This window comes from Hymenobacter amundsenii (assembly GCF_002204745.1).
GTDB classification, from domain to species: domain Bacteria; phylum Bacteroidota; class Bacteroidia; order Cytophagales; family Hymenobacteraceae; genus Hymenobacter; species Hymenobacter amundsenii.
In genome coordinates, this window is record NZ_NIRR01000034.1 from 16,314 (window position 1) to 41,566 (window position 25,253).

The window sequence follows — 25,253 nt, forward strand, 5'->3', positions numbered from 1 at the left end:
GGTGCTGGCTTAGCCAAAACAACGGTTGGCCGATGCTGCAAAACCACCTAAGGCAACCATCCGGTCAGAATCGATTACTTTGGTTGGAAGAGCCGGTTTACCGGCCGCCCTTCACCCTACCAATTATCCTCCCTCCTTACTCTCATCATGGCCGCTCCCATTTCTGCCACCCCCCTCCGTGCTGCTCCCACTGCCCCCGGCGCGGAAACCCCCAACTACACGCCCGCCCTGGCCTCGCTTACGGTATTGTTCTTTATGATGGGTTTCATCACCTGCCTGAACGACATCCTGATTCCGTACCTGAAAGCCATTTTCAGCCTCAGTTACACCCAGGCCAACCTCATTAACCTGTGCTTTTTCGGGGCCTACTTCGTGATGGGCATTCCGGCCGGGCGGCTGGTGCAGCGCATTGGCTACAAGGGCGGCATGCTGACCGGCTTCCTGATTGCGGCCCTCGGCGCGTTCCTGTTCTACCCGGCCGCCGACAGCCGCAGCTACGGCCTGTTTCTGGGGGCGTTGTTCGTGCTGGCTACCGGCGTGGTGCTGTTGCAGGTGGCAGGCAACCCCTACGTAGCTATTCTCGGCCCGCCCCAGTCGGCCCCGGCCCGCCTCACGCTCACCCAGGCCTTCAACTCGCTGGGTACCACCGTGGCCCCGCTGCTGGGCTCGGCCCTCATCCTCAAGAACCTGCCCGACCTCGACACCGCCGCCTCGGCCGCCGCTATCGACGTGAAGGCCGTCCAGACGCCCTACCTAGCCATCGGGGTCGTGCTCATCATCATCAGCGGCCTGCTGGCGATGCTGAAGCTGCCCAAAATCGCGCACGTTGAGTCGGAGAACGAAGACCTGACCCGCCGCGCCTACCACTACCGCCACTTAGTGTTCGGAGTGCTGGGCATTTTTGCCTACGTAGGCGGCGAGGTGGCTATTGGCTCACACATCGTGAGCTACCTCCACCTGCCCGATGTGATGAGCCTGACGCCCAAAGTAGCCGGCGACAAAGTGGCCTGGTACTGGGGTGGCGCCATGGTGGGCCGCTTTTTGGGCGCTTACCTGCTCAACAAGTTCAACCCCGGCCGTTTGCTGGCCTTCAACGCTTTGGGTGCCGTTATTCTGGTGCTGATTTCGGTAAGCTCGACCGGGGAAGTGGCCATGTGGAGCTTGCTGGCCGTGGGCCTGATGAACTCCATCATGTTCGCCACCATTTTCACGCTGGCCGTGCGCGACCTGGGCCGCAACACCGAGGAAGCCTCGGGCTTGTTGAACGTGGGCATTGTGGGCGGGGCCATCATTCCGTTGCTGTTCGGTTTCATTGCCGATGCCAGCTCCCTGCGCTGGGCCTTCATTCTGCCTGTGCTCTGCTACGCCTACATCATGTGGTACGGCCTGAAAGGCCACCGGCCCGTTGCGGCCACGGCGGCCGCCTAATCGACCGCCGGTTTCGGCCACGCCTTTTCTACTCTGCTAAATCAGCCGTTTTCACAGTCCGAGAGCCCGGATTGCCGGCTACTGCCTTGCCTTTTCGCCCGCCCACTTATGCCTTTTTCTGCCCGTTTATTCCGGCCTGTAGTCCTGCTCCTGACGCTTGGTTGGAGCGCGGGCTGCCAGCGCCCGGCGGCGGAGCAGGCAGGCGCAGCAGCCGTGCAGTTCTGGCTCACCAACCCCGATAAATCGGCCCTGTTCCAGCCCCAGCCAGCCCCAGTATGGACCGCGGGGGCAGCTCCCGCCGATGCTGATGAGCCGGTGCTGGAAGTCGACGACCGGCAGACGTTCCAGACCATGGACGGGTTCGGGTACTGCCTGACGGGCGGTAGCGCCGCGTTGCTGCACGCCATGAGCCCGGCGGCCCGGGCGGCGCTACTGCGGGAGCTGTTCAGCCCCGAGGGCGCGGGCATTGGGGTGAGCTACCTGCGCCTGAGCATCGGGGCCTCCGACCTCGATGCGGCCGTGTTCAGCTACGACGACCTGCCCGCGGGCCAGACCGACCCGGAGTTAGCTCACTTCAGTCTGGCCCCCGACCGCGTGCACTTGCTGCCGGTGCTGCGCGAAATTCTGGCCATCAACCCCGATATCAAGCTGATGGCCTCGCCCTGGTCGCCGCCGCCCTGGATGAAAACCAACGGCAGCTCCAAGGGCGGCTCGCTGCGGCCCGAGTTCTACCCCGTTTACGCGCAGTACTTCGTGAAGTACGTGCAGCAGATGCGGGCCGAGGGCGTGCGGATTGACGCCGTGACGGTCCAGAATGAGCCCCTACACCCCGGCAACAACCCCAGCCTGCTCATGCCGGCCCCCGAGCAGGCCGCATTTGTGCGCCACCTCGGACCCGCTTTTGAAAAGGCTGGGCTCGCCACCAAAATCATCATCTACGACCACAACGCCGACCGGCCCGACTACCCACTGACCGTGCTGCAGGATTCCGTGGCCCGTCGATACATCGATGGCACCGCATTTCACCTCTACGCCGGCCTTATTGAGGCCCTGAGCCAGGTCCACGATGCTTACCCCGACAAAAACGTGTACTTCACCGAGCAGTGGGTGGGTTCGAAGAGCGCCTTTGCCGGCAACCTGCCCTGGCACGTGCGCACGCTCCTGATCGGGGCCACCCGCAATTGGGCCCGCACCGTGCTGGAGTGGAATCTGGCCGCCGACCCCCAGCAGAACCCACACACGCCCGGCGGCTGCACCGAGTGCCGCGGCGCCCTCACCCTGGCCGGCGACACCGTAACCCGCGAAGACGCCTACTACATTATCGCCCACGCCAGCAAGTTCGTGCGCCCCGGCTCGGTCCGAATTGCCTCCACGGCCTCGGCCACGCTGCCCAACGTAGCCTTCCGTACGCCAACGGGCCAGCGGGTGGTCATCGTGCAGAACAACTCGCCCACCGTGCGGGCCTTTGCTCTGCGCTACCAGGGCCGGGCGTTCCGCTCCACGCTGCCGGCCGGGGCGGCCGCCACCTATGTGTGGTAGGCCGGCCGGAGTGGCGGCGAATAGCCGGGCAGCCTGTACGGGTCGCCGGAACTTGGTGCCTTTTCACCGTCTGCTCCCCACCGCTATGAAAACGACTACTACCATGCTCTTCCCTTCTTCGACTCAGCGTTGGGGTGGATTGCTGCTGCTGGTGCTGCTGCTATCAGGGTTTAGTCCGGCGGCAGTGGGGCAAAGTATGCTGCGGGCCCGGGGGCCCAAAATCGTGAATGCCAGCGGGCAAGAAGTGGTGCTGAACGGGGTGAACCTGGGCGGCTGGCTCCTGCAGGAAGGCTACATCATCAAGCCGGGCTGGCCGGGCATCGACGGCAAGCAGACCCAGGGCACCGTCAAGAAAACCCTCTACAACGCCGGCCTCTCCGATGCCCAGGTGGAGGCGTTTTACCAGAACTACCGCGACAATTTCATCACCCGGCCCGACATCGACTACCTGGCTTCCCTGGGGTTCAACTGCCTGCGCCTGCCCCTGCACTACGACCTGTTCCTGACCCCGGCCCAGCGGGCGGTGCGCAACGGCGTCATCCGGGGCACGGTGCCGTATGCATCCTACCTGACGTCGCTGCAAAGCTGGTACGACGCCGACGAGCTGTTCCGCGACCCGGCCCGGCTGGAGGCAGTCCGGCTCATTGACAGCACCCTGACCTGGGCGGCGGCCAACAAGATGTACGTGGTGTTCGACCTGCACGCCGCCCCCGGCTCCCAGGGCACCGACGCCAACATTGCTGACGCGTTGCAGCCCCTCGATTTCTGGTACCAGCCCATCTACCAGGACATGACCGTGCGGCTGTGGGCCACCCTGGCCCGGCGCTACAAGAACGACGCCCGGGTGGCCATGTACGACCTGCTCAACGAGCCCAACCACGTTCCCACCAACCAGCAGATTCACGCCGTCATGCAGCGGCTCATCAGCGCCGTGCGGGCCGAGGGCGACAATCACCTGCTGCTGCTAGAGGGCAACGGCTACGGCAACGACTTCAACTACCTGGAGCCGTTTACCTTCACCGATGCTAGCAACCTGGTTTACAACTCCCACCGCTACAGTGGTACCGGTTACCTGCTCGATAACGGGGTGAACTCCACTGAGCCGGGGGCCAACAACCTGCGCTTCATTGGCAACCTGCGCAACTTCCGCACCCGCTACAGCGTGCCCATCTGGGTGGGCGAAACCGGCGAAAACACCGACGCCTGGATGGGCGAGGCCGGCCGCAACCTCAACTCCGTAGGCATCGGCTGGTGCCACTGGACCTACAAGCGCTTCGAGGACGGCAACAACGCGGCCCTGCTTCGCATCCCGTCGCCCTACATCGTGGATGGGCCGGGCGGGCTGCCCCAGGTGCTGGAAAACATCCGCTTCCGCCGGGGCGTGTCCAACACTGCGGTCGGGGCCATTTCGCCCAACAAAAACGGCATCATCAACTACCCCGGCGGCGGCAACTACGACGGCCTGGTAACGCCCTACGCCGGCCCACCGGCCGGGCGACGCTACCAGATTACGGCCCGGCACAGCGGTAAGGTGCTGGGCATTCAGGGCGCTTCGCTCGACAACGCCGGCCGCCTGCAGCAGCAGATGCCCACCACTGCCGCCGCCCATCAGCAGTGGGAGCTACGCCTGACCGCCGACGGCGGTTTCGTGCGCCTGATTAACGTGAACAGCCGCCGCAACCTTGATATCGTGGGGCCTTCGGTGGAAAACGGAGTGCTGGTGTACCAGTACGAGCTGCTGAACCAGGACAGCCAGTACTGGCAGGTGCTGTCCAATTTTGATGGTACCTACCGCATCGTAAATAAGTACAGCCTAAAGGCCCTCGACGTGCTCGACCAGTCCACCGCCGACGGGGCCCTGATTCAGCAGTACGCCTTCGGGGGCGGCACCAACCAGCGCTGGCAGTTCACCGACCTGGGTCCGGCCAGCGGCCCCCTAGCCACGGCCAATGCCGCCACCGAAGCCCGTTTGCAGGTTTACCCCACCGTGGCCGATGCCGAGCTCCGCCTCTACTACACCGCCCCCGCCTCCCAGCACCTCACGCTCAGCCTCCTCGACCTCACCGGCCGGGTGGTGGCTCGCCAGCCAGACCTGATGGTTCGGCCCGGCGAAAACCCGCTGACGCTGCCTGTGGCTGCTGTACGCTCCGGCGTGTATCTGCTGCGTTTGGCAACGCCCACCGGCACCCTGCTGCGCCGCGTGGTCGTCGCCCATGAATGACTTAACCCGCCCGGGCCTGCGCCGGGACGTCTTTTGCCGGGCGCGTGGAACGCTATTGCCGCGTTCCGGCTTGACGCAGGACCGCGACCCTGCTTTGTAACCTCTTCTTCCTCATCCCACCCCGCCTACCTATCAACTGACCATTATGCAGAAGTTTCTCTTTGCCGGGCTGCTCACCCTGGGCCTCAGTTCGGCCGGGCTGGCGCAGAAAGCTGCCCAACCTGCCCCTTACTCGGCGGCCGGCCGCAAGGTGACGGTGTACACCACGGCCCAGGGCACCAAGCAGCGGCTAACCGCCAGCCCTACCGCCCTTACGTTTCAGGCCCAGGCCCAGCCCCTGGAAACCCAGCCCACCGTCTTCGTTGACCCCACCCATGCCTTCCAGACGATGATAGGCATTGGCGGGGCCATGACGGATGCCGCCGCCGAAACCTTCGCCAAGATGCCCAAAGCGCAGCAGCAAGAGTTTCTGAAGGCCTACTTCAGCCCCACCGACGGCATTGGCTACACCCTGGCCCGCACCACCATCCACAGCTCCGACTTCTCCACCGGCTCCTACACCTACATCACCGACGGGGACAGTAAGCTGAAGAGCTTCAGCATCGACCACGACCGGAAGTACCGCCTGCCCTTCATCAAGCAGTGCCTGGCCGCGGCCGGGGGCCAGCTCACGATGCACGTGAGCCCCTGGAGCCCGCCGGCCTGGATGAAAACCAACAACTCGATGCTGCAAGGCGGCCAGCTCAAGCCCGAGTTCCGCCAGCCCTGGGCCGATTACTACGTCAAGTTCATTCAGGCCTATGAGCAGGAAGGCGTGCCCATCTGGGGCCTCACCACTCAGAACGAACCGATGGCCAAGCAGAAGTGGGAATCCTGCCTCTACACGGCCGAGGACGAGCGCGACTTCGTGAAGAACTTCCTCGGCCCGACCCTGAAAAAGGCCGGAATGGGCGACAAAAAGCTCATCGGCTGGGACCACAACCGCGACCTGGCCTTCCAGCGCGCCACCACCCTCTTCGACGACCCCGAGGCCAGTAAATACTTCTGGGGTCTGGGCTTTCACTGGTACGAAACCTGGACCGGCAGCACCATGCAGTTCGACAACATCCGCCGGGTGAAGGAAACCTACCCCGACAAGCACCTGATTTTCACCGAAGGCTGCGTGGAGAACTTCCAGTTCTCGGGCATCAACGACTGGCGGCTGGGCGAGCGGTACGGCTACTCGATGATCAACGATTTCAACGCCGGCACCGAAGCCTGGACCGACTGGAACATCCTGCTCGATGAAACCGGCGGACCCAACCACGTGGGCAACTTCTGCTACGCCCCCATCCACGGCGACACCCGCTCGGGCCAGCTGCTCTACACCAACAGCTACTACTACATCGGCCACTTCTCCAAGTTCATCCGCCCCGGCGCGAAGCGCGTGGCCACCGCCAGCAGCCGCGACATCCTGCAAACCACCGCCTTCCAGAACCCCGATGGTTCCGTGGCCGTGGTAGTAATGAACACGACCGCCAAACCCCTGGATTTCCAGCTATGGGTGCAAGGACAGGCCGCCCCCACCACCAGCCCCGCCCACTCCATCATGACCATGATTGTTAAGTAAGGGCCAGGCAGACAGTCCGCTCATCGGCCCACGCCCTCACACCAAAAGAGGCGACGCAGCTCCTGCAGCGTCGCCTCTTTCATTTTCGGCTCCTGTAATGGACCTACGGTTCCCAAAACCGCTGTAGATTTAGTTAGCGGCCAGTTTAAACGAAGCCGTTTGCACGTCGCGGGAATTACCGCCCACGAATACCTGGAAGTCGCCGGGTTCGGCTACGAACTTGAGGTCGTTGTTGTAGAACTTGAGGTCTTCGGGGGTGAGGCGGAAGGTGAGCGTGCGGGATTCCCCCTTTTTCAGCATCACTTTCTGGAAGCCTTTCAGCTCCTTAACGGGGCGGGAGATGGAGCCGACCATGTCGCGGATATAGAGCTGGGCCACTTCCTCGCCGTCGTAATTACCGGTGTTCTGTACCGTTACCTTCACTTCCAGTGTGCCGTTCATGGCCAGGCTGGTGGTGCTCAGCTCGGGCTTGCCGTACTGGAAAGTGGTGTAGCTCAGGCCGAAACCAAACGGGTAGAGTGGGTCGTTGCTGACGTCCATGTAGCGCGACTTGTACTTGTCGAGCGCCACGCCCTGGTAAGGCCGGCCGGTCATTTTGTGGTTATAGTACAACGGAATCTGGCCCACCGACTGCGGGAAGGTGGCCGTGAGCTTGCCCGAGGGGTTGTAGCTACCGAAGAGCACGTCGGCAATGGCATTGCCGGCCTGGGAGCCCGCGAACCAGGTTTCGAGGATGGCATCGGCGTTCTGGTCTTCCCAAGGCAGCGTGAGCGGCCGGCCGTTCATGAGCACGAGTACCAGCGGCTTGCCGGTAGCCTTGAGGGCCTTGAGCAGCTCCAGCTGCCGGCCGGGCAACCCGATATCGGCGCGGCTGGCCGCCTCCCCCGTCATGCCCTGCGACTCGCCCACGGCGGCCACAATCACATCGGCACTCTGGGCCACCTGCACGGCTTCCCGAATCATTTCCTCCGCGCTGCGCGGGTCCACGTTCAGCTCGCCGCCGTGCTCGTTGAGGCGGGCAATCATCTGGGCGTCGTCGGTGAAATTAGCGCCCTGGGCCGTCACGATTTTCACGCTATTGCCCACGGCGTTCTTGATGCCCTGCTCCAGCGAAACGGCCTGTTTCCAGTCGCCGGCCCCGCTCCAGGAGCCAATCATGTCGCGCTGGCGGGTGGCCAGCGGGCCGATGAGGGCGATGGTGCCGGTTTTTTTGAGCGGCAGCGCGTTGTTGCTGTTTTTGAGCAGCACTAGGCTTTTGCGGGCGATGGCGCGGGCGTCAACCACGAACTCGGGCTTCATCATCGTCTGTTTGGCCCGCTTCTCGTTGGTGTAGCGGTAGGGGTCCTGGAACAAACCCAGCTTCCACTTGGCCTCCAGAATTCGGCGGCAGGCCACGTCAATCTGCTCCTGCGTAACGGTGCCGTCCTTGAGGTTCTGGGCCAGGTTCTTGAGGAAAATTTCTCCCACCATGTCTTGGTCGATGCCCGCGTTCAGGGCCAGGGCCGACACCTTGGCGTCGTCGCCCATGCCGTGGGCGGTCATTTCGTTGATGGCTGTGTAGTCAGTGGCCACGAAGCCCGTGAAGCCCCACTGGTTGCGCAACAAGTCGGTCATGAGCCACTTATTGCCGGTAGCGGGCACCCCGTTGATGTCGTTGAACGAGGACATCATGGAGCCCGCGCCGGCATCGATGGCGGCCTTGTAGGGCGGCAGGTACTCGTTGTACATGCGCACCAGGCTCATGTCGGTGGTGTTGTAGTCGCGGCCGGCCTCGGCGGCTCCGTAGAGGGCGAAGTGCTTCACGCAGGCCATCACGGTGTTGTTTTTCATCAGGTCGTCGCCCTGGTAGCCGCGCACCATCACGCGGGCAATCTGCGAGCCCAGGTAAGGGTCTTCGCCCGCCCCTTCCGAGATGCGACCCCAGCGCGGGTCGCGGGCAATATCCACCATCGGCGAGTACACCCAGTTAATACCGTCGGCCGACGATTCCTCGGCCGCAATGCGGGCGCTGCGCTCTATGGCGGCCAAATCCCAGCTCGCCGAGAGCCCCAGGGCAATCGGAAAAATGGTGCGGTGGCCGTGAATAACGTCGTAGCCAAAGATGAGCGGAATTTTGAGGCGGGTCTGCTTCACGGCCAGCTCCTGGAGCTTGCGGGCGGCCTGGGGCGTGAAGGTATTGAGCACCGCCCCCACCGCGCCGCGCTTGATGCTGGCGTCCACGTCCTTGCTCACGACGGGGCCGGTCACGTCGAAGCCCACGGTAATCAGATTCAGCTGGCCGATTTTTTCGTCCAGGTTCATCTTCTGCATCAGCTCAGAAATAAACTTGTCCATCCGGTCCTTATCATCGGCAGGAGCCGACACGGGAGCCGGGGCAGCAGTTGATTTTGGGGTTTCGAGCAGGGGCGCGAGCAGGCCCAGGCCCAGCAGCAGGGCATTGCGGAACGGATGTTTCATAGGGAGAAATTGGAGGTAAGGTAAAAGACCAGACAGCCGGGCAGCTATAACAGCCAGGACCGGTATCCAGACTGGCCAGCCGGCTAAAGGTCTTATTATTTCTTTAGCTGTGGGCTTTCAAACCCAAGCTTGGTGAGGCCGCGCTGCACGTCGGGGCTGCTCATGAACAGCTTCCAGAGCAGGCCGGTGCGGTGGTTCTCAATCATACCCACGATGGGGCCCTGGTCGATGGCCAGGTAGGATTTGGCCTGCCAGTTATGCTCCTCACTGAAGGCGTCCACGAAGCCGTATTCGCCCCAGATGTTGTCGCCCAGGTCGTTGTAAAAGTGGCGCAGGGCCTGCATCGAAAACTCCGGGGCGTAGGGCATGGCCGAGAGGGCGGCGGTGGGCGAAATCACGCCCAGGTCCTCGGTGGGCGAATGCGCGGCGTAGCCTTTGTAGCTGTCGGAGGCGGTGAGGCCCCAGGTGTCGGCCCCGTAACCCTTGTAGTGCTTGGGGTTGTCGATGCAGTAGGCGCGGTTGATGAGCGTGTGGGCCTGGTTTTGCTGCATGTAGTCGGCGTACTGGTCTTTGAGGCCGCGCGGATCGATGCCTAGAAACGAGTAGTGCGAGAAGAACAACGGCCCGCCGTAGTCGAAGCCCAGCGGGAGCTTGGTTTTGTAGAACTCCTTGCCATTTTTAAAGTAGTTGCCGGTGGCCCAGCCCTGGTCGTACACGGCCTTGTCGATGGCGTACTTGGGCGACGATGCGGCCAGCACGTAGGTCACCAAGCACTCGTTCCAGCCATGAATCTGGTGGTTCATACTCCAGCCGTTGTTAGGGCTCCAGTGCCAATAGAGCACGTTCTGGCCGCCCTGCTGGTGCCAGTTCCACTCCACGCCTTCCCACATCCAGAGAATTTTGTTGCGCAGGGCGCTTTCGGCGGGTGTGTCGCGCGTGTAGTACTGGCGGGCGCAAATCAGGCCCTCGAACAGGAAGGAGGTTTCTACCAGGTCGCCGCCGTCGTCTTTGGGGCTGAAGCGGATGGTTTTGCCGGTGGCCCCGTTGAGCCAGTGCGGAAACACGCCGTGGTACATATCGGCCTTCCAAAGGAAGTTCACGATTTTGAGTGTCCGCTCGGCCGCCTGCTCGCGGGTGATCCAGCCACGCTCGGCGGCCACAATTATGGCCATGAGCCCGAAACCGGTGCCGCCGGTAGTCACCACCTCGTCGCCGTAATCGAAGCTCACGTTGCTCCTCTCCCGGGCCATGCCCGAGACGGGGTGGCCGAAGTCCCAGAAGTAGCGAAACGTCTGGCGCTGCACCAGGTCCAGAAGCTGCTCGTCGGAGAGGTTGCGGGGGCGCTTAGGGCCGCTGCCGGCGGGCGTCAGGCCCACGGCTGTCGGGGCAGCGGCGGGCTTTTTGACCGGGACTTTCTGCTGGGCTCCGGCCAGGCCGGGAAATAGTAGGGCGAGTGATAGAAGAAGAAAACTTTGTTTCATAAATACAGGCATCTCATCCCCTGCCCGCTGCCTGAGCGGGCTTTCTGCTTAAGATAAGCAGCATGGGGAGTGGTGGGAAGATGAGAGAACAGTTTTGAAAGACCGTCATGCTGAGCGCAGCCGGAGGCAGAGTCGAAGCATCTCTACCGCTTCGTAGCAATGAGCAATCAACTTCAAGAAGCAAGAGGCTTCGTGGCCTCAGCATGACAATAGCATTGCAGTAGAGATGCTTCGACTCCGCCTCCGGCTGCGCTCAGCATGACGGTCTTTTATACACCCCTAGTACCCCGGGTTCTGGGTCAGGGCGCCGGCGCTCAGGTCAATCTGCTGCTGCGGGATGGGGAACAGCTCGTTTTTGCCCTTGGTGAACGTTTTGCCCTGGGCGGCAAACAGCGGCACGATGCGGCCGGGCTGGATACTTTCCTGGCGCACCAGGTCGAAGAACCGGTCATGTTCCAACGCCAGCTCCACCCGGCGCTCCTGCCAGATCTGGGCCAGCGTGAGGCCAGTTCGTGGGGCTAGGCCGGCGCGGGCCCTGACGAGGTTGATGGCCGTGGTAGCGCCCGCCACGTTGCCCAGCTGAAAGGCCGCCTCGGCGTTGATCAGCAGCACCTCGGCATAGCGCAACACCCGGATATTCTTGGGCAGGTAGTCGTTGTTGCCGCAGCTTGTCTCCTTGGTGCGGCTGTGGTAGGCCTTGTAGCTGTAGCGGAAGTTTTCCACCGAATCCTTGCTCGGAATCCGGAACCCGTCCCAGAGCACGGTACCGGTTTTGGCTGTTGTGATGAAGATGATGCTGGCCGCCCGGCGCTTGTCGCCGGCTTCGTAGGCGTCGGCCAGCTGCTGGGTGGGGTTATTGAAGCCGAAGCCTAGGTCGGCCCAGCCGCCCTTGCCGCCGGCCCGCGGCCCCTGGCTGACCACATACAGGTTCACGGCCGAGTTGTTGCAGGCCGCATTAATGCCCGTCTGCACCTCAAACACCGATTCCTCGCTGTTGGCCCCCACTTCGCGCCAGATGTTCTCATAGCTCGGAGCCAGCCCGTAATTGCCCGACTTGCCCGTGATGATTTCGTTGGTCAGGTCGAAGGCCTTCTGGTAGTTTTTCTGGTAGAGGTACACCTTGGCCAGCATTCCCTGGGCAGCGGCCTTGGTGGCGCGCCCGGTTTCGGTAGCACCCTTCAGCGGTAGGTTATCTACCCCAAACTGCAGGTCGCTGATGATGAGGTCATAAATTTCCTGAGCCGTGGCACGCTTCTGCAGGTTCGGGTCGTTGATTTCCGAGGCCAGCGGTACCCGATCCAGCTTAGGTACGCCCCCAAAAAAGCGCACCATATTAAAGTAGAAGTAGCCGCGCAGAAAGCGCACCTCCCCGATAAGGCGGTTGCGGGTGGCTTCCGGGGCCGGGCTCAGCGGAATCTTATCCAAGGCCTGGTTGGCCCGGTTGATGCCCTGGAAGTAGCCCTGCCAGGTGTTATTAACGATGCCGTTGGTGGAGTTGAGCGTGAAGTTATCGACCTCCAGGGCCGGGCCGTAGTCCTGGGGCGAGCTGCCCTTATCGGCGTCGTCGGAGGCCACGTCCGTCAGCATCACGTACTGCAGGCCGTGGATGTCGGCCCCGAAGCCGCCGAGGTACATCACGTTGTACACGCCATCGACCAGCTTTTGGGCAGCCGAGGGGTCGGTTTTGATCTGATCTTCGGTGAGCAGCCCCTGCGGAGCTACATCGAGAAAGTCTTTGCAGCTCACCGCGCCGGCCGTGAGCACGAGCCCGAGGGCAGCTAGGCGGAGGGGGCGGGAAATATGAGTAAGGTGGGTTTTCATGGGTGGGGCAGACTAAAAGTTGACGTTCAGACCCAGCGCGAGCGTGCGGCTGGTGGGGTACGTGGTGGCTTCGATACCCGAATCAAGCGGACCACCCGGCAGCTCGGGCGTGAAGCCCGAGTAGTTGGTAATCGTGAACAGGTTCTGGGCCGTGGCGAACACCCGCAGCGACGAGAGGTGCGCCCGCTCGATCAGGCCGGTGGGAATAGTGTAGCCGAGCACCAGGTTGTTGAGCCGGATGTAGCTGCCCGACTCAATGAAATAGGTGGAGTTGGGCGTGTTGTTGCGGATAGCAAACGGGTTGGTCGTCGAGGGGTTGGTAACCGTCCAGCGGTTGGCGGCGAAATCGGCCTCCACGTTGTCAGTCACCTGCCCGGTTGCCTGCTTTTTGCGGTTGTACACATCGTTATTCACGTTGCCGCTGAACACGAACGAGAGGTCGACGCCGCTGAAAGTGAGCCCGCCGTTGATACCGAAGTACATGGGTGGCTGGTAGGAGCCGGCATTCACCCGGTCGCGCAAATCAATGGTGCCGTCGCCATTGGTGTCGGCGTACTTCAGGTCGCCGGGCTGGGGCGTGAAGAAGGTGTACTTGGGGTAGGCGTCGATTTCGGCCTGGTTCTGGAACACGCCCACGGCCTTGAGCACGTAGAACGAGCCGGCCGCTACGCCGTTGTCGGAACGCGTGACGTTGTTGGCGCCCCCGAACAACGCCTGGCCGCCGTTGAGCTTCTCGATGCGGTTTTTGTTGAAGGTGGCATTCACGCCGAAGTTGTAGCTGAACCGCTCCCCCACATTGGCCCGCCAGTTCAAGGCCGCTTCCACGCCCCGGTTGCTGATGTCGGCGGCGTTGGTGATGTACTGGTTGTCGGGGTCGCCGAACAGGGCCGGAATGTTCACCGGAATCAGCGCGTCGGTGGTGCGCTTGTCGTAGTAGGTCAGCTCGCCGGTCAGCTTGTTGTCGAGCACCCCAAATTCAACGGCCGCATCGTACTCGCGGGTTACTTCCCAGCGCACGTTACGGTCCTTTATCTGGCTGATAACGGCCCCGAGCACCGGCTGGTTGTTGAACACGTACGGGATGTTGATGTCGGCCGTCGTGATATAGGAGTTGGGGTCGATCTGGTCGTTACCCAATTGGCCGTAGCTGGCCCGCAGCTTGAGGAAGCTCAGCACGTTCTGGTCCTTAAGGAAGCCCTCCTCGGTCACGATCCAGCCCAAACCTACCGATGGAAACAGGCCCCAGCGCTGGCTGGAGTTGAATTTTGAGGTACCGTCGTAGCGCAGGCTGCTAGTGAACAGATATTTGCCGGCGTAGGCGTAGTTGATTCGGCCCAGTCCCGAGAGGCGGCGGTCTTTACCCAGCACTGGCGAGCTGTTGACAGCCGTATTGGGGTCACCGGTATTCAGGTACCACTGGTTGGGGTCGGCGGGCACGTTAAAGCGCGACCCGGCCAGCGAATTACTCTGGCCTTCCTCCGTCACAGTGCCCAGCAACAGCGTTAGGTTGTGCAGTTCGCCGAGCTGGCGCTGGTAGGTGGCCGTGTTTTCCCACAGGTAGCGGGTGCTGTTGATTTGCGTCACGTTCAGGGCGCTCCGGTTGTTGCGCTGGTTGCCGCCGGCCGTCAGAAACGTAACCTCGTCGTTGAGGTACTGGTAATCGTAGACCCGGCGGTTGTTGTAGTTCAGGTCTACGTTGAAGGCCGAGCGCAACGTGAGGCCCTCAATGGGCGTCAGGTTGAGGGCGACGTTGCCCTGCAAACGGTTTTCGAGCGACTTATTATCGTTCTTCTCGATGTCGAGCACCGGGTTGCCCACGTTGCCGAAAGCCGACGTGTTACCGTAACGCCCGTCGCGCTTGGCCGCGATGGTGGGGGCGGCGCGGTAGGCGTTCTGGAAGGCCGTGCCGAAGTTCACATCCCGGGTATCGGCCCGGCTAAACGAGGCCTGGGAGCTAATGCTCACTTTGGAGGACAGAATGAACTCGGTGTTCGAGCGCACCGTCAGGCGGCTGAAGCGGTTGGTAATGGCCAGCCCGTCGTCTTGGAGCAGGTTGCCACTGAAGTAGTAGCGCACGCTCTCGTTGGCGCCCGACACGGCCAGATTATGGTTCTGGTAGGTGGCGGTGCGCAGAATCTGGTCGTACCAGTCGGTGCTGCCCGAGTAGTCGGGCACCGTAATATCGGGGGCCGTATCCTTTAGGTAGCGCACATACTGGCCGGCATCGGCCATTTTCACCAGGTGGGCAGCCTGCTTGAAGCCTACGGTGGCATTGTAGCTGAGTACGGGCTTACCGAACTTGCCCTTCTTGGTGGTCACGATAATCACGCCGTTAGCCCCGCGCACGCCGTAAATAGCGGCCGCCGAAGCATCCTTGAGCACGTCAATCGTCTCGATGTCGGAGTTGCTCAGGTTGCGGATATCGGTCGTCTGCACCCCATCAACCACGTAAAGCGGGTTGGCGCCGGCCAGCAGCGTGCCCGTTCCCCGGATGCGCACCGTGGGCTGGGCGTTGGGCGTGCCGTCGGTGATAATCTGGACGCCGGCCACTTTGCCTTGCAAGGCCTGCGTAGGCGTCTGCACCGGCTGATTCACGATTTCCTTGGCCTCTACCCGGGCCACGGCCCCGGTCAGGTCGCGCTTCTGCTGGGTGCCATAGCCCACCACAACCACCTCGCTCAGGGCTTGGTTATCGGGGGCCAGGCTGATATCGACGGTAGTGCGGCCGTTGAGCACGGCTTCCTGATTGGTGTAGCCCACGAAGGAGAAGAGCAGCGTAGCGTTGTCGGGCACGTTGGGCAGCGTATAGCGGCCATCGGCGTCGGTCTGGGTGCCGATGCTGGTGCCTTTCACCACCACGTTCACCCCGGGCAGCCCCCCACCCTTTTCATCTACCACCCGGCCGGTCACGCTCACATCGGGCGCGGCGGCGGTAGGCCGCAGAATAATACCGCTGCTAATGGGCTCGTAGGCCACGTGCAACGGGTCGAGGAGCAGGTGCAGCACCTCGGCCAACGGCTGGCCGGTCGCCTGAATCGACACCCGCCGACCTGCTCCAATCAGCTGGCGGCTGTACTGGAAGTGGATGTTGGCCTGCAGTTCGAGCTTGGTCAACACCGCGTGCATGGTCTCATCCTGGACCTGGAGCGTGATGGGCCGCGCCAGGAACTCCTGGGCGGCGGCGGGCCGGGCGGCGGCGGTGGCTACGCTGCTGCTGAGCAAGGCCACGCACAACGGCTGCCACAGCGCACTCCCGCGCCAAGACAGGGCGGGCAAAATGGGTAGGGAAATTCTCATACAATGGTGGGAAATGATGGAAAGACGGGAGCGAAAAAGAGTCTCATTACCTGCCCAAGGCGCAGCAAACCGGCCACCGGGGCCGGGAGGGAGTTGCCGCTGTCAGGCAGCATGGTTGAGCAGAATCGAAGGTTATCGTTACATAGGCAAAGACGGTGTGGCAGTTCGGTCAAGTAGTTAAGAAAGATGCAATTAAAGTGGATCGAAATCAGCGCGTCCCGCAGCCGGGGCCGTGGAACAGAATTTGGTCGGCAGTTTTTTCGTAGCGGGCGCCCAGCGTTTTGCAGAGTACATCCAGCTTGGCATACAGGGAGGTTTCGCGCAGACTGAGCGTTACGGTGCAGCCCGCCACGGCAGCGGCCTCGTAGCCGATGCGCACCCCGTAGGCCTTTTCCAGGGCCGCCAGCACTTCGGCCACCGGCCGGTCGTCGAACTCGAACGACTGGGCCGCCACCTGCATGGGTTCGGCCACCAGCTCGCGGGCCAGCACCTGCTGCTCAGGCCGATATACAGCCTGCTGGTTGGGCAATACTACCATGGTTTGCGGCGCGGGGGTAGCCGCCGGGTCCACCACGCGGGCCTGCACCAGCACCCGGCCCGTCCGCACCTTCACTACCACCGGGCCACCATGCGCGGGCGCGCGCACCAGAAAACTGGTGCCCAGCACCGTGGTTACCACGCGCGGCGTGTACACCCGAAATGGGTGCGCTTTGTCGGGCGCGACGGAGAAGAAGGCTTGCCCGCGCAGGTACACGGTGCGGTTCGCGCGGGCGAACCGGCGCGGATATTTCAGCTCCCCGCCCGGGGCCACGTCTACGCGGCTACCATCTGGCAGCCGCACGGTATAAGGCGCGGCCGTTGTATTGGCGTAGGTTTGCCAGCCCGAAGCCGAACGAGGCATTGGCGAAGCAGTGCCCCCTGGTGCAACGGGCCAGTAATGCCAGCCCAGCCCCAACCCGAGGGCCACTGCCGCCGCCGCCGCCCAGTGCCCCGCCCCGCCCGCATACCAGGGCCTCCCGGCCGGCGGACTCAGGTCTTCGGCATACAGCGTACGGTCGGCAATGCGTTGCCAGAGTCCGGCTTGCATTGCCTCCTGTTCGGAAGGTGTCAAGTCGAGTGGGGGCCGGTCGTGGCCCAGCAAGTCGTACCATTGTTCCAGGAGCCGACCTTCCGCGGGCGTGCATTCGCCCCGCTGGTAGCGCGTCAACAGATTATGAAACTCAGTCTGGTTCATGGCCGGGGCCCCGGAAAGGAAAGTGGGCTAAACCTATAGTCGAACGAGTGGGCCGTAACCCTAGCCCCGGGTGAAAAAAAATCACAAAAAAACCTGATTCCCCGCCGGGCATCAGGCAACGCCCTTCCCTGAATTTGCGCGTTAATGGCCGGAGCGCGAAGCTGGATCTTCGCGTATAGCCGCTGACTATCAGCCGGTTTTGTTCTACGATATGCGAAGCTGGAGCTTCGCGCTACAGCCTAAGAGCGGGCCTCAAGTGCAGGATTCATCAACCAGTCAGCCACAGCAACAGTCCGGTTACCAGAAAATCGCGCAGGCTGAGGCGCAATGCCTTGAGGGCACGGGTGAGGTGGTATTCCACCGTTTTGCGCGAAACGTTCAGTTGGGCCGCAATTTCGGGCACCGTCTGATGCTCCAGGCGGCTCAGGCGGAACACTTCCCGGGTATGTTCGGGCAACTGCCGCAAGCTGCGCAGCAAGGCCAGGGCCAGGTCGTCGGCCGCCACGGCTTCCTCCGTATTGTAGTCCTGGTGGGCGGCATGATGACGGGCATGGGTCAGGTAGTTTTCCTCAGGCTGGCGGGCCCTGAACACATCGAGCACGCGGTAGCGCACCGCGGTCTGCAGGTAGGCCGGCAGGTGTTCGATAACCGGGCCGTGGCGTTTCTGCCAAAGCACCACGAAAATGTCCTGGACTACTTCCTCGGCTCCTTCGCGGGAACCCAGCTTCCGGTAGGCGGCCGCGTACAGCTCCTGCCAGTACCGGTCGTAGAGCTCGGCGAAGGCCAGTGCGTCATCGGCGCGCAGCCGCTCCAATAGGACTGCATCGGGCCGGGCAGCATAAAGCTGGTGCTGGGCGGCGGACGGGGAACTGGGACGGGACATAGAACGCGGCGAAACGGCTGACTTATGCTTCTGGCTTGCCACCTGCAATACCGACCAGCCGCTGAAAAGTTAGCGCCAACGGGGCTGGGCATTACTACTGTCCGCCGGGGGCGGGAATAGCTGTTTCCTTAAACGGAGAATTTGGGAAGGATGCCTATTTTTAGCTGATTTCGACTTCCCCCTCGCGTGAAGGGCCGGAGTCATTCGTGCTATCTGTTCGCTTTCCCGTGCCCGATTCCACTCCCCGTAAGCTCCTGTTCGTCTGCAGTCAGAACCGCTGGCGTAGCCTCACGGCCGAGCGCCTGTTTGATAACCACCCGCGCTACCAGGTCCGCTCGGCTGGCACCGAACCCGGCGCCCGGGTGCGCGTAACGGCCGGCCACCTGGGCTGGGCCGAGGTGGTGTTCGTAATGGAGCGTCGGCACGCCGATATACTGCGCCAGAAGTTTGGGGAGGAGCTGGCCGGCAAACGCATCATCAACCTGCGCATTCCCGATAAATTTCAGTTCATGGATCATATCCTGCAAGACCTGTTGCGGGAACGGCTGCGGGAGCAGTTGGGCGAGGACGTGGACGCGCTGTAACCCCCGGCCCAGCCGGCCGTTTAGGCGCTATGCCCTACTTTGTGTTTTTCGCGCTGCTAGCCTTGGTGGCTTTCTTTTTCTACCGCTACCTCACCCAGGATTCCCGCCTTAGAGCGGCGGCACTGGCCCAGGATTTCCCGGCCGCTTGGCGACAGGTGCTCAGCGAACGGGTGGCCTTCTACCTCTCGCTCTCCGACTTGGATAAAACCCGCTTCGAGCAGCGGGTACAGCTATTTCTGGCCCAAACCCGCGTAACGGGTGTTCAGACGGAGCTCGACGATGCCACCCGGCTGCTGGTGGCGGCCTCGGCCGTTATTCCGGTGTTTGGCTTCCCGGACTGGGAGTACAGCAACCTGAGCGAGGTGCTGGTGGTGCCCGATGCCTGGACCCAGCAGCGTGACCCCAACAAGGAATACGTGGGCCTCGAAGGCACGCTGCTCGGTAGCGTGCAGGGCTTCCAGACCTCCCACTACATGCGCCTTTCTAAAAGCTCGTTGGAGCGCGGCTTCCAGGATGCGCTGGACAAGCAGAACGTGGGCATCCACGAATTTGCCCACCTGCTCGATGAGGCCGACGGCGTAATTGACGGGGTGCCCGGTTTGGCATTGCCCGCCGCACTACGCCCCGAGTGGGAAGCCGTGATGGCTCGGGAAATTGCGGCCATCCGGGCCGGCAATTCCGAAATCAACGATTACGCGGGCACCAACGAGGCCGAGTTCTTTGCTGTGGTTACGGAGTATTTCTTCGAGAAGCCCGAAAAGCTTCAGCAACACCACCCCGAGCTGTATGGGCTGCTGCTACTGGCCTTCCGCCAGAACCCTAAGAGCCGGTTCCTGGGCCTGGCCACTGACCCGCGCGAGTGGCTCAAAACCATCCGCAGCCGCCGCAAATTCGGCCGCAACTCACCCTGCCCCTGCGGCAGCGGCAAAAAGTACAAGGATTGTCATTTGCTGCAGGAAGAAGCGGCGGCGTAGCCAGTGACTGTATACTGGACCGGGCTATTGATGGGTATTGCCGTATTTTAGCAACTCATTGACCCCGCCCCTTCATGCATAAATCCCTCCTCCCCGTCCTCACCGCCGCTGCCCTGCTTACGGCCTGCGTGCCTACTGCCAAGGCTCCGGTAACCGCCGCACCGCCCGCCGCCCAACCCGCTCCGGCCGCGCCCAGTTGGCCCCAGCAAGCCGAGGCCTTTCTCACCGACTATTCGGCCCAGTACCAGCGCCTCTACACCGCCTCGGCCGAAGCGGAGTGGCGCTCCAACACCCACATTGTGGCCGGCGACACGGCCAATTCGGGGGCCACTGCCCGGGCCAATGAGCGCATGGCGGCTTTCACCGGCTCCATGGCCAACATTGCCCGCCTACGAGAACTGCTGGCCCACAAGGCCGAGCTGCCCGAGATTCAGGTCAAGCAGCTCGAAACGGCCCTCTACAACGCGGCCAACTCACCCCAGACCATTGCCGACGTAGTGTCAGCCCGCATCAAGGCCGAAACCCAGCAGACCGAAAAGCTCTATGGCTTCGATTATAAGTACCAGGGCAAATCGGTGACCACCAACGACCTCGATGAGCTGCTGCGTAAGGAGAAGAACCCGGCCAAGCGCGAGCAGATCTGGGCGGCCAGCAAGGAAATCGGCCCCACCCTCAAGCCCGGCCTGCTGAAGCTGCGCGACTTGCGCAACCAGACCGTGCAGGCCCTGGGCTACCCCGACTACTTCACTTACCAGGCCTCCGACTACGGCCTGAGCCGGCAGGAGATGATGACGCTGGTGCGCAAGCTCAACACCGAGCTGCGCCCCCTCTACCGCGAGCTGCACACCTACGCCCGCTACGAGCTGGCTAAGCAGTACGGCGTGAAGCAGGTGCCCGACTACTTGCCCGCCTCCTGGCTGCCCAACCGTTGGGGCCAGGACTGGAGCGCGATGGTGGACGTAAAAGGCCTCGACCTCGACCCCGTGCTGGCCAAAAAAGGGGCCGAGTGGCAGGTGCAGCAGGCCGAGCGCTTCTACCAGAGCCTGGGCTTCCCGGCTTTGCCGCCTTCGTTTTACACCAAATCCAGCCTGTACCCATTGCCCAAGGGGGCTGATTACAAGAAGAACAACCACGCCTCGGCCTGGCACCTCGACCTAGACCACGACGTGCGGAGCCTGATGAGCGTGGAGCCCAACACCGAGTGGTATGAAACCACCCACCACGAGCTGGGCCACATCTATTACTACCTCACCTACACCAACCCCGAGGTGCCGGTGCTGCTGCGGGGCGGGGCTAACCGCGCCTACCACGAAGCTATGGGCTCGCTCATGGGCCTGGCCGCCCGCCAAAAGCCCTTCCTGGCCGGCTTGGGCCTGATTGACCCGAAAGTAAAGACCGACGAAATGCAGTCGTTGCTGAAGGAGGCACTGGGTTCGGTGGTATTCATCCCGTTTGCCTCGGGCGTGATGAGCGAGTGGGAAAACAGCTTCTATGCCGACAACCTCGCCCCCGACCAGCTCAATGCCCGCTGGTGGGAGCTGGCCAAGCAGTACCAGGGCATCGTGCCCGCTGCCCCGCGCGGGGAGCAGTTCCTCGACCCGGCCACCAAAACCCACATCAACGACGACCCGGCCCAGTACTACGACTATGCGCTGAGCTACATTATCCTGTTCCAACTCCACGACCACATCGCCAAAAACATCCTCAAGCAGGACCCACACGCTACCAACTATTACGGCAACAAGGAAGTCGGCGCGTTCCTGGCCGACATCATGCGGCCCGGGGCCAGCAAGGACTGGCGTACGGTGCTCAAGGATAAAACCGGCGAAGACCTCTCGGCCCGCGCCATGGTGGAGTACTTCCAGCCCCTGATGGCCTACCTGAAGGAGAAGAACAAGGGCCGTAAGTACACGATGTAAACCCAATTGCCCAGATGCGCCGGGCTTTTTGCCTTGCCTGATTGCCCACTCCTGCCATGACGACCCTGCCCTCAACTTTCCGCGCAGCCTTGCTGCTGGTGTTGCTGATTCTGCTGCTGGGTCCGCCGCGCGGCGCGGTGGCCCAGCAAACTGCCGCCACCGCCACGCCCCTCACCATCGGCCAGACTTTTACGCTGGTGTCGCGGGTGCTGGGCGAAACCCGGCGCATCAATGTATATATACCCCCGGGTTTCCCGGATTCGGCCAATATGGCCTTGCCCGTGCTGTACATGCCCGACGGGGGCATGGCCGAGGATTTCCTGCACGTGGCCGGGCTGGTGCAGGTATCGGTAGGCAACGGCACCATGCGGCCCTTCCTGCTGGTGGGCATCGAGAACACGGAGCGCCGCCGCGACCTGACTGGCCCCACCACCGACCCCGAGGACCGCAAAATAGCGCCCCGGGTTGGTGGTTCGGCCGCCTTTCGCCGGTTTTTGCGCCAGGAACTGATGCCCGAAATCAGTCGGCGCTACCGCGTAACGGGCGAAAAGGCCATTATTGGCGAGTCGCTGGCCGGGTTGTTCGTGTTGGAAACTTTGTTCCTGGAGCCCGACCTGTTTGATACTTACCTCGCCTTCGACCCCAGTTTGTGGTGGAACAAGGAGCACCTGCTTGGCCAGGTGCCCGCGTTTCTGCGCAGCTATCAAGGTCCACCTAAGCACCTGTTCGTGGCTGCCAGCAGTCAGCCCGATATTGCCCGCGAAACCCGGCGGCTGGACACCTTATTTCAGCAAGCGGCCAACCAGCGGCTGGTGGCTTCCTTCGTTGCGTTGCCCCAGGAAACCCACGGTACCATTTACCACCCAGCCGCGCTGCTGGCTATCCGGGCCGCACTGGCCCCAGAACCAATCAGGAAAAAATAACAGCAACTGTGCCTACGCTCGGGTAGCCTGCAATCATCGAAAGCTCAGAGCCAAAATGCATACGCCATTAAAGAAAAGAAGCGTCGGCCCAACTACTGGGCCGACGCTTCTTTTAGAACTGGCTGGTGGCCAATCCGGCCTAAGCTCCTGCGGGTACTTCGCGCATCCGCCGGTCCAGTACTTTGGCTACGCCGGCCAGGCGGCGCATTATCAGATCCTGAACTTCGGTGTCGTCGAGGTTGAGGCCATCGTTGCGGGTGGCGAGGTAACGGGTGAGGGCAGCGTTGTCGTCGAGGGTGGCGGCGAGTTCCTGCTGGGCCGCATCCCAGTCGTGGGGACGGCGGGCATTCAGGTACTGAAAGCGCAGTTCAATGGTCCGGCTAACGAGGTCGGCCAGTTGGGTGAGCACAATTTCCTCATCGGCCGACAGCGTGCGGTACTCACGCCCGATAACGGCCATCATCCCGACGCGGGCCCCGTCGGGCATGCGCAGAGCCGAGCCAGCGTAGAAGTTCAGGCCCAGCGCCTGGGCCACGTCGGGCTTGATCAGGGCGCAGCTTTCGGCCTTGTAGTCGGAGGTGATAACGGACGCATCCGGCAGAATGGCCGCCGAGCACATACTCTCCGTACGGGGAAGAACCGATACTCCTTCTACTCCCACCACAGCTTTGAAGTGGACCTGGTCTTCATCGACAAAAGAAATAAGGCCGATGGGCGTGCTAAATAACTGCGCCGCCCAGCCCACATAGTCGTCAAAGATTTTTTCGGGCGCAGTGCCAGCAATCTGGTACAAGTGCAATGTGCGCAACCGGGCAGCTTCATCAGCCGGAATCAGGTTAGCCGGAAAGGAAATACTCATTCAGAGAGGTTAGTAATTAGCTTCGGCTGACGGCAGGTCGATCAGAACAAACCGAGCATCCTGCGTGGCCTGAATTTCAAGCACATGCTCGTTGGTAGAACGAAGCTGGTCGTTGGGTCCCATATCGAGGCCGTTGACGAAAACCTGGCCTTCCATCACGTAGATGAAAGTACAGCGGATGGGAAAAGTCTTAAACCGAACGGTTTCCTCGTTGTCAAGATTACACCAGTAAATGGTGCTGTTGGAATTGATGAAGAGCAGGTCTTCGAGCACTTTCTGGCCCGAGGCCACTGGCACCAGCTGGTTGCTGGTCCCAAACAGGTCCACATCCTTCTGCTCGTAGCTGGGGGCCAGGGCTGCCTGGCCGGGCATCAGCCAGATCTGGTAGATGTGGGTGGGGGTGTCGGTGGCGTTCATTTCGGCGTGGGCTATACCGGTGCCGGCCGTTAGGCGCTGGGCATCGCCCTTCGTTACGGTGCCGTGGTTGCCCATCGTGTCTTCGTGCACCAGCTCGCCGGCCAGCACCAGCGTCACGATTTCCATTTCCGAGCGCGGCTGTTGGGGGTAACCACCCTTGCCCTGCACAGTTGCGTCGTTGAATGCCCGCAGAGGACCGAAATTGGTGTTATCGGGCTCGTTGTAATCAGCGAAGCTGAACAGATAGTAAGAACTCAGCCAGTTGGTGGGCGTGGCATGGTAACGGTCGGTGGAGGGAATCAGCTTCATCATAGGGGAAAGTCGAAGAGAGGTGATGACTACCCGGATTTACGCAGCCCAGCCCCGGAAGTTAGGATCGGGCCCGGCAAGCGCCGGCCCCGCTGCCAGCAGAGGCAACAGGGCCGGGATACTTGAATGTGGCCCGGACTTGAATGCGGAGCCCGTCAAAATCAACGTTAAGCCAGCAGCAACCAGTTTCGAGAACTATTAGGCGAAAGCCCGTGCCCCATTTCTACACCTTTTTCATGGTGCTCACTTGCTGCTGCAGATCGAGCACGATGCTGGCCAGACGGGTCAGGGAAAGGTCGGCAATCGGGAACGTGCTGCTGATGTACGCTTTGGCCTCCCAGATTTCCACCACGTCTTCCACATCAATCTGGTAAGGCGAGTAGAGCGGGTTGTCGGAATGCAGGGCCAGCATGGCGCTGTCTTTAAGGCGGTTGAAAACCCGCTTGAACACAATACCTTCCTTGCTGCTGACGATGATGCAGGGCGTGCCGTCCTTGAGGTTAAGCCAGTCGTCGACGTAGCGGCCCACGATAACGGTGCCGCTGGCAATGGGCAGCATGGAGTCGCCGGCAATTTCGAAGGCCCGGAACGTGCCCGAGCTGCCGAGCATGGGCAGCCGGAATTTGGGCAGCTCCTCCAAGTACTCGGGGTCGGCGTAGCCATTGAGGTAGCCGGCGGCGGCTTTCTGAGGAACCAGCTCGATGTTCTCGTTCTGCTCGCGGTCGACGGTGAGGGCCAGGATGCGCAGGTTGCCGCCGGGGCGGCTGTTGCTGGTATCGGCCGCCATCTGGGCATTTTGGGCCTGAAGCTGGGCGGCGGCTTTGGCGTTCTTCTTTTTGCTAAAGTCGGTGGTTACCAGCGCATCGAGCGTGATACCGAACAGGCGGGCCATATTGACGAGGGTAGCCAGCTTGGGTTCGGCCCGGCCCTCCTCATAAGCGCCCACCAAGGAGCGTTTGATACCCAATTTTTCGGCCATCTGCGCCTGCGTGAGGCTCAGTTCGCGCCGCCAGAATTTGAGGTTCGTGTTGATCATAACGCAGGGGAGCCGGGGAATAAGGCTGCAACGGCAAGCAAGTACCGGCTCACGAAGATAGGAACTCCGTTACGAGAATACTAATTCAATTAGCTGAAAAATTTACTAATATTTTTGCGATTCGCTATCAGCCGACAGCTTGACTTAACTGGGTGATAGCACCCTAGTTGTATAGTCCCAGCGTGAGGTGGGTCGGGTCATGGGTAAAGTTAACGGGGTTTTTCTGCCACTGGGCACACACAAATTCATGTGGCGTGAGGCC

Annotated in this window: 17 protein-coding genes; 8 read left to right on the plus strand and 9 right to left on the minus strand. The window is 61.9% G+C overall.

Translation table 11 applies throughout. From position 1 onward, the window contains the following. Positions 1 to 147: 147 nt before the first annotated feature. The 4 genes from CDA63_RS16225 to CDA63_RS16240 all read left to right on the plus strand — a co-directional run bounded on the left by CDA63_RS16225 (position 148) and on the right by CDA63_RS16240 (position 6,797). Positions 148 to 1,428: a sugar MFS transporter gene (locus CDA63_RS16225; protein ID WP_088465510.1), complete on the plus strand. Its 1,281-nt coding sequence runs from the start codon at positions 148 to 150 to the stop codon at positions 1,426 to 1,428. A 108-nt stretch (positions 1,429 to 1,536) separates the two neighbouring features. Further along, the gene (locus CDA63_RS16230) at positions 1,537 to 2,967 is read left to right on the plus strand and encodes a glycoside hydrolase family 30 protein (RefSeq protein ID WP_088465511.1); all 1,431 of its coding nucleotides are present in this window, start codon (positions 1,537 to 1,539) and stop codon (positions 2,965 to 2,967) included. Positions 2,968 to 3,052: 85 nt separating this feature from the next. After that, positions 3,053 to 5,188, plus strand: coding sequence for an RICIN domain-containing protein (locus CDA63_RS16235; protein WP_165768344.1), 2,136 nt, complete (start codon positions 3,053 to 3,055; stop codon positions 5,186 to 5,188). A 145-nt stretch (positions 5,189 to 5,333) separates the two neighbouring features. After that, positions 5,334 to 6,797, plus strand: coding sequence for a glycoside hydrolase family 30 protein (locus CDA63_RS16240; RefSeq protein ID WP_088465513.1), 1,464 nt, complete (start codon positions 5,334 to 5,336; stop codon positions 6,795 to 6,797). A 129-nt stretch (positions 6,798 to 6,926) separates the two neighbouring features. Here the strand turns inward: CDA63_RS16240 and bglX are convergent, their stop codons facing one another. From bglX to CDA63_RS16270, 6 genes are all read right to left on the minus strand, one after another. Continuing rightward, a complete protein-coding gene (gene bglX, locus CDA63_RS16245; protein ID WP_088465514.1) occupies positions 6,927 to 9,254 on the minus strand; it encodes a beta-glucosidase BglX in 2,328 nt (775 codons plus the stop codon). A gap of 95 nt (positions 9,255 to 9,349) precedes the next feature. Next, positions 9,350 to 10,735 (minus strand): glucoamylase family protein, encoded by a 1,386-nt coding sequence (locus CDA63_RS16250; protein WP_088465515.1) that lies wholly within the window; start codon positions 10,733 to 10,735, stop codon positions 9,350 to 9,352. A 279-nt stretch (positions 10,736 to 11,014) separates the two neighbouring features. After that, positions 11,015 to 12,556: a RagB/SusD family nutrient uptake outer membrane protein gene (locus CDA63_RS16255; RefSeq protein WP_088465516.1), complete on the minus strand. Its 1,542-nt coding sequence runs from the start codon at positions 12,554 to 12,556 to the stop codon at positions 11,015 to 11,017. Between the two features lie 12 nt (positions 12,557 to 12,568). Continuing rightward, positions 12,569 to 15,853, minus strand: a complete 3,285-nt coding sequence (locus CDA63_RS16260) for a SusC/RagA family TonB-linked outer membrane protein (protein WP_088465517.1) — start codon at positions 15,851 to 15,853, stop codon at positions 12,569 to 12,571. 208 nt (positions 15,854 to 16,061) lie between these two features. Next, complete coding sequence (locus CDA63_RS16265) at positions 16,062 to 17,087, minus strand: FecR family protein (protein WP_088465518.1); 1,026 nt, start codon at positions 17,085 to 17,087, stop codon at positions 16,062 to 16,064. 268 nt (positions 17,088 to 17,355) lie between these two features. Next, on the minus strand, positions 17,356 to 17,970 hold the full coding sequence (locus CDA63_RS16270; RefSeq protein WP_088465519.1) for an RNA polymerase sigma factor: 615 nt from the start codon (positions 17,968 to 17,970) through the stop codon (positions 17,356 to 17,358). A gap of 227 nt (positions 17,971 to 18,197) precedes the next feature. Here CDA63_RS16270 and CDA63_RS16275 point away from each other — a divergent pair, with 227 nt between their 5' ends. From CDA63_RS16275 to CDA63_RS16290, 4 genes are all read left to right on the plus strand, one after another. Continuing rightward, positions 18,198 to 18,554 (plus strand): low molecular weight protein tyrosine phosphatase family protein, encoded by a 357-nt coding sequence (locus tag CDA63_RS16275; protein WP_088465520.1) that lies wholly within the window; start codon positions 18,198 to 18,200, stop codon positions 18,552 to 18,554. Between the two features lie 29 nt (positions 18,555 to 18,583). After that, entirely contained in the window at positions 18,584 to 19,528 is a 945-nt protein-coding gene (locus tag CDA63_RS16280; RefSeq protein ID WP_088465521.1) for a M90 family metallopeptidase, read from the plus strand. A 74-nt stretch (positions 19,529 to 19,602) separates the two neighbouring features. Continuing rightward, positions 19,603 to 21,447, plus strand: coding sequence for a M2 family metallopeptidase (locus CDA63_RS16285; protein ID WP_088465522.1), 1,845 nt, complete (start codon positions 19,603 to 19,605; stop codon positions 21,445 to 21,447). Between the two features lie 41 nt (positions 21,448 to 21,488). After that, complete coding sequence (locus tag CDA63_RS16290) at positions 21,489 to 22,370, plus strand: alpha/beta hydrolase (protein WP_242434709.1); 882 nt, start codon at positions 21,489 to 21,491, stop codon at positions 22,368 to 22,370. A 139-nt stretch (positions 22,371 to 22,509) separates the two neighbouring features. On the opposite strand, the gene CDA63_RS16295 is transcribed toward CDA63_RS16290, so the two are convergent. From CDA63_RS16295 to CDA63_RS16305, 3 genes are all read right to left on the minus strand, one after another. Next, entirely contained in the window at positions 22,510 to 23,229 is a 720-nt protein-coding gene (locus CDA63_RS16295) for a GAF domain-containing protein (RefSeq protein ID WP_088465524.1), read from the minus strand. Between the two features lie 9 nt (positions 23,230 to 23,238). Continuing rightward, on the minus strand, positions 23,239 to 23,958 hold the full coding sequence (locus CDA63_RS16300) for a pirin family protein (protein ID WP_088465525.1): 720 nt from the start codon (positions 23,956 to 23,958) through the stop codon (positions 23,239 to 23,241). Positions 23,959 to 24,178: 220 nt separating this feature from the next. Beyond that, positions 24,179 to 24,991 (minus strand): helix-turn-helix domain-containing protein, encoded by an 813-nt coding sequence (locus tag CDA63_RS16305; protein WP_088465526.1) that lies wholly within the window; start codon positions 24,989 to 24,991, stop codon positions 24,179 to 24,181. Between the last annotated feature and the right edge of the window lie 262 nt (positions 24,992 to 25,253).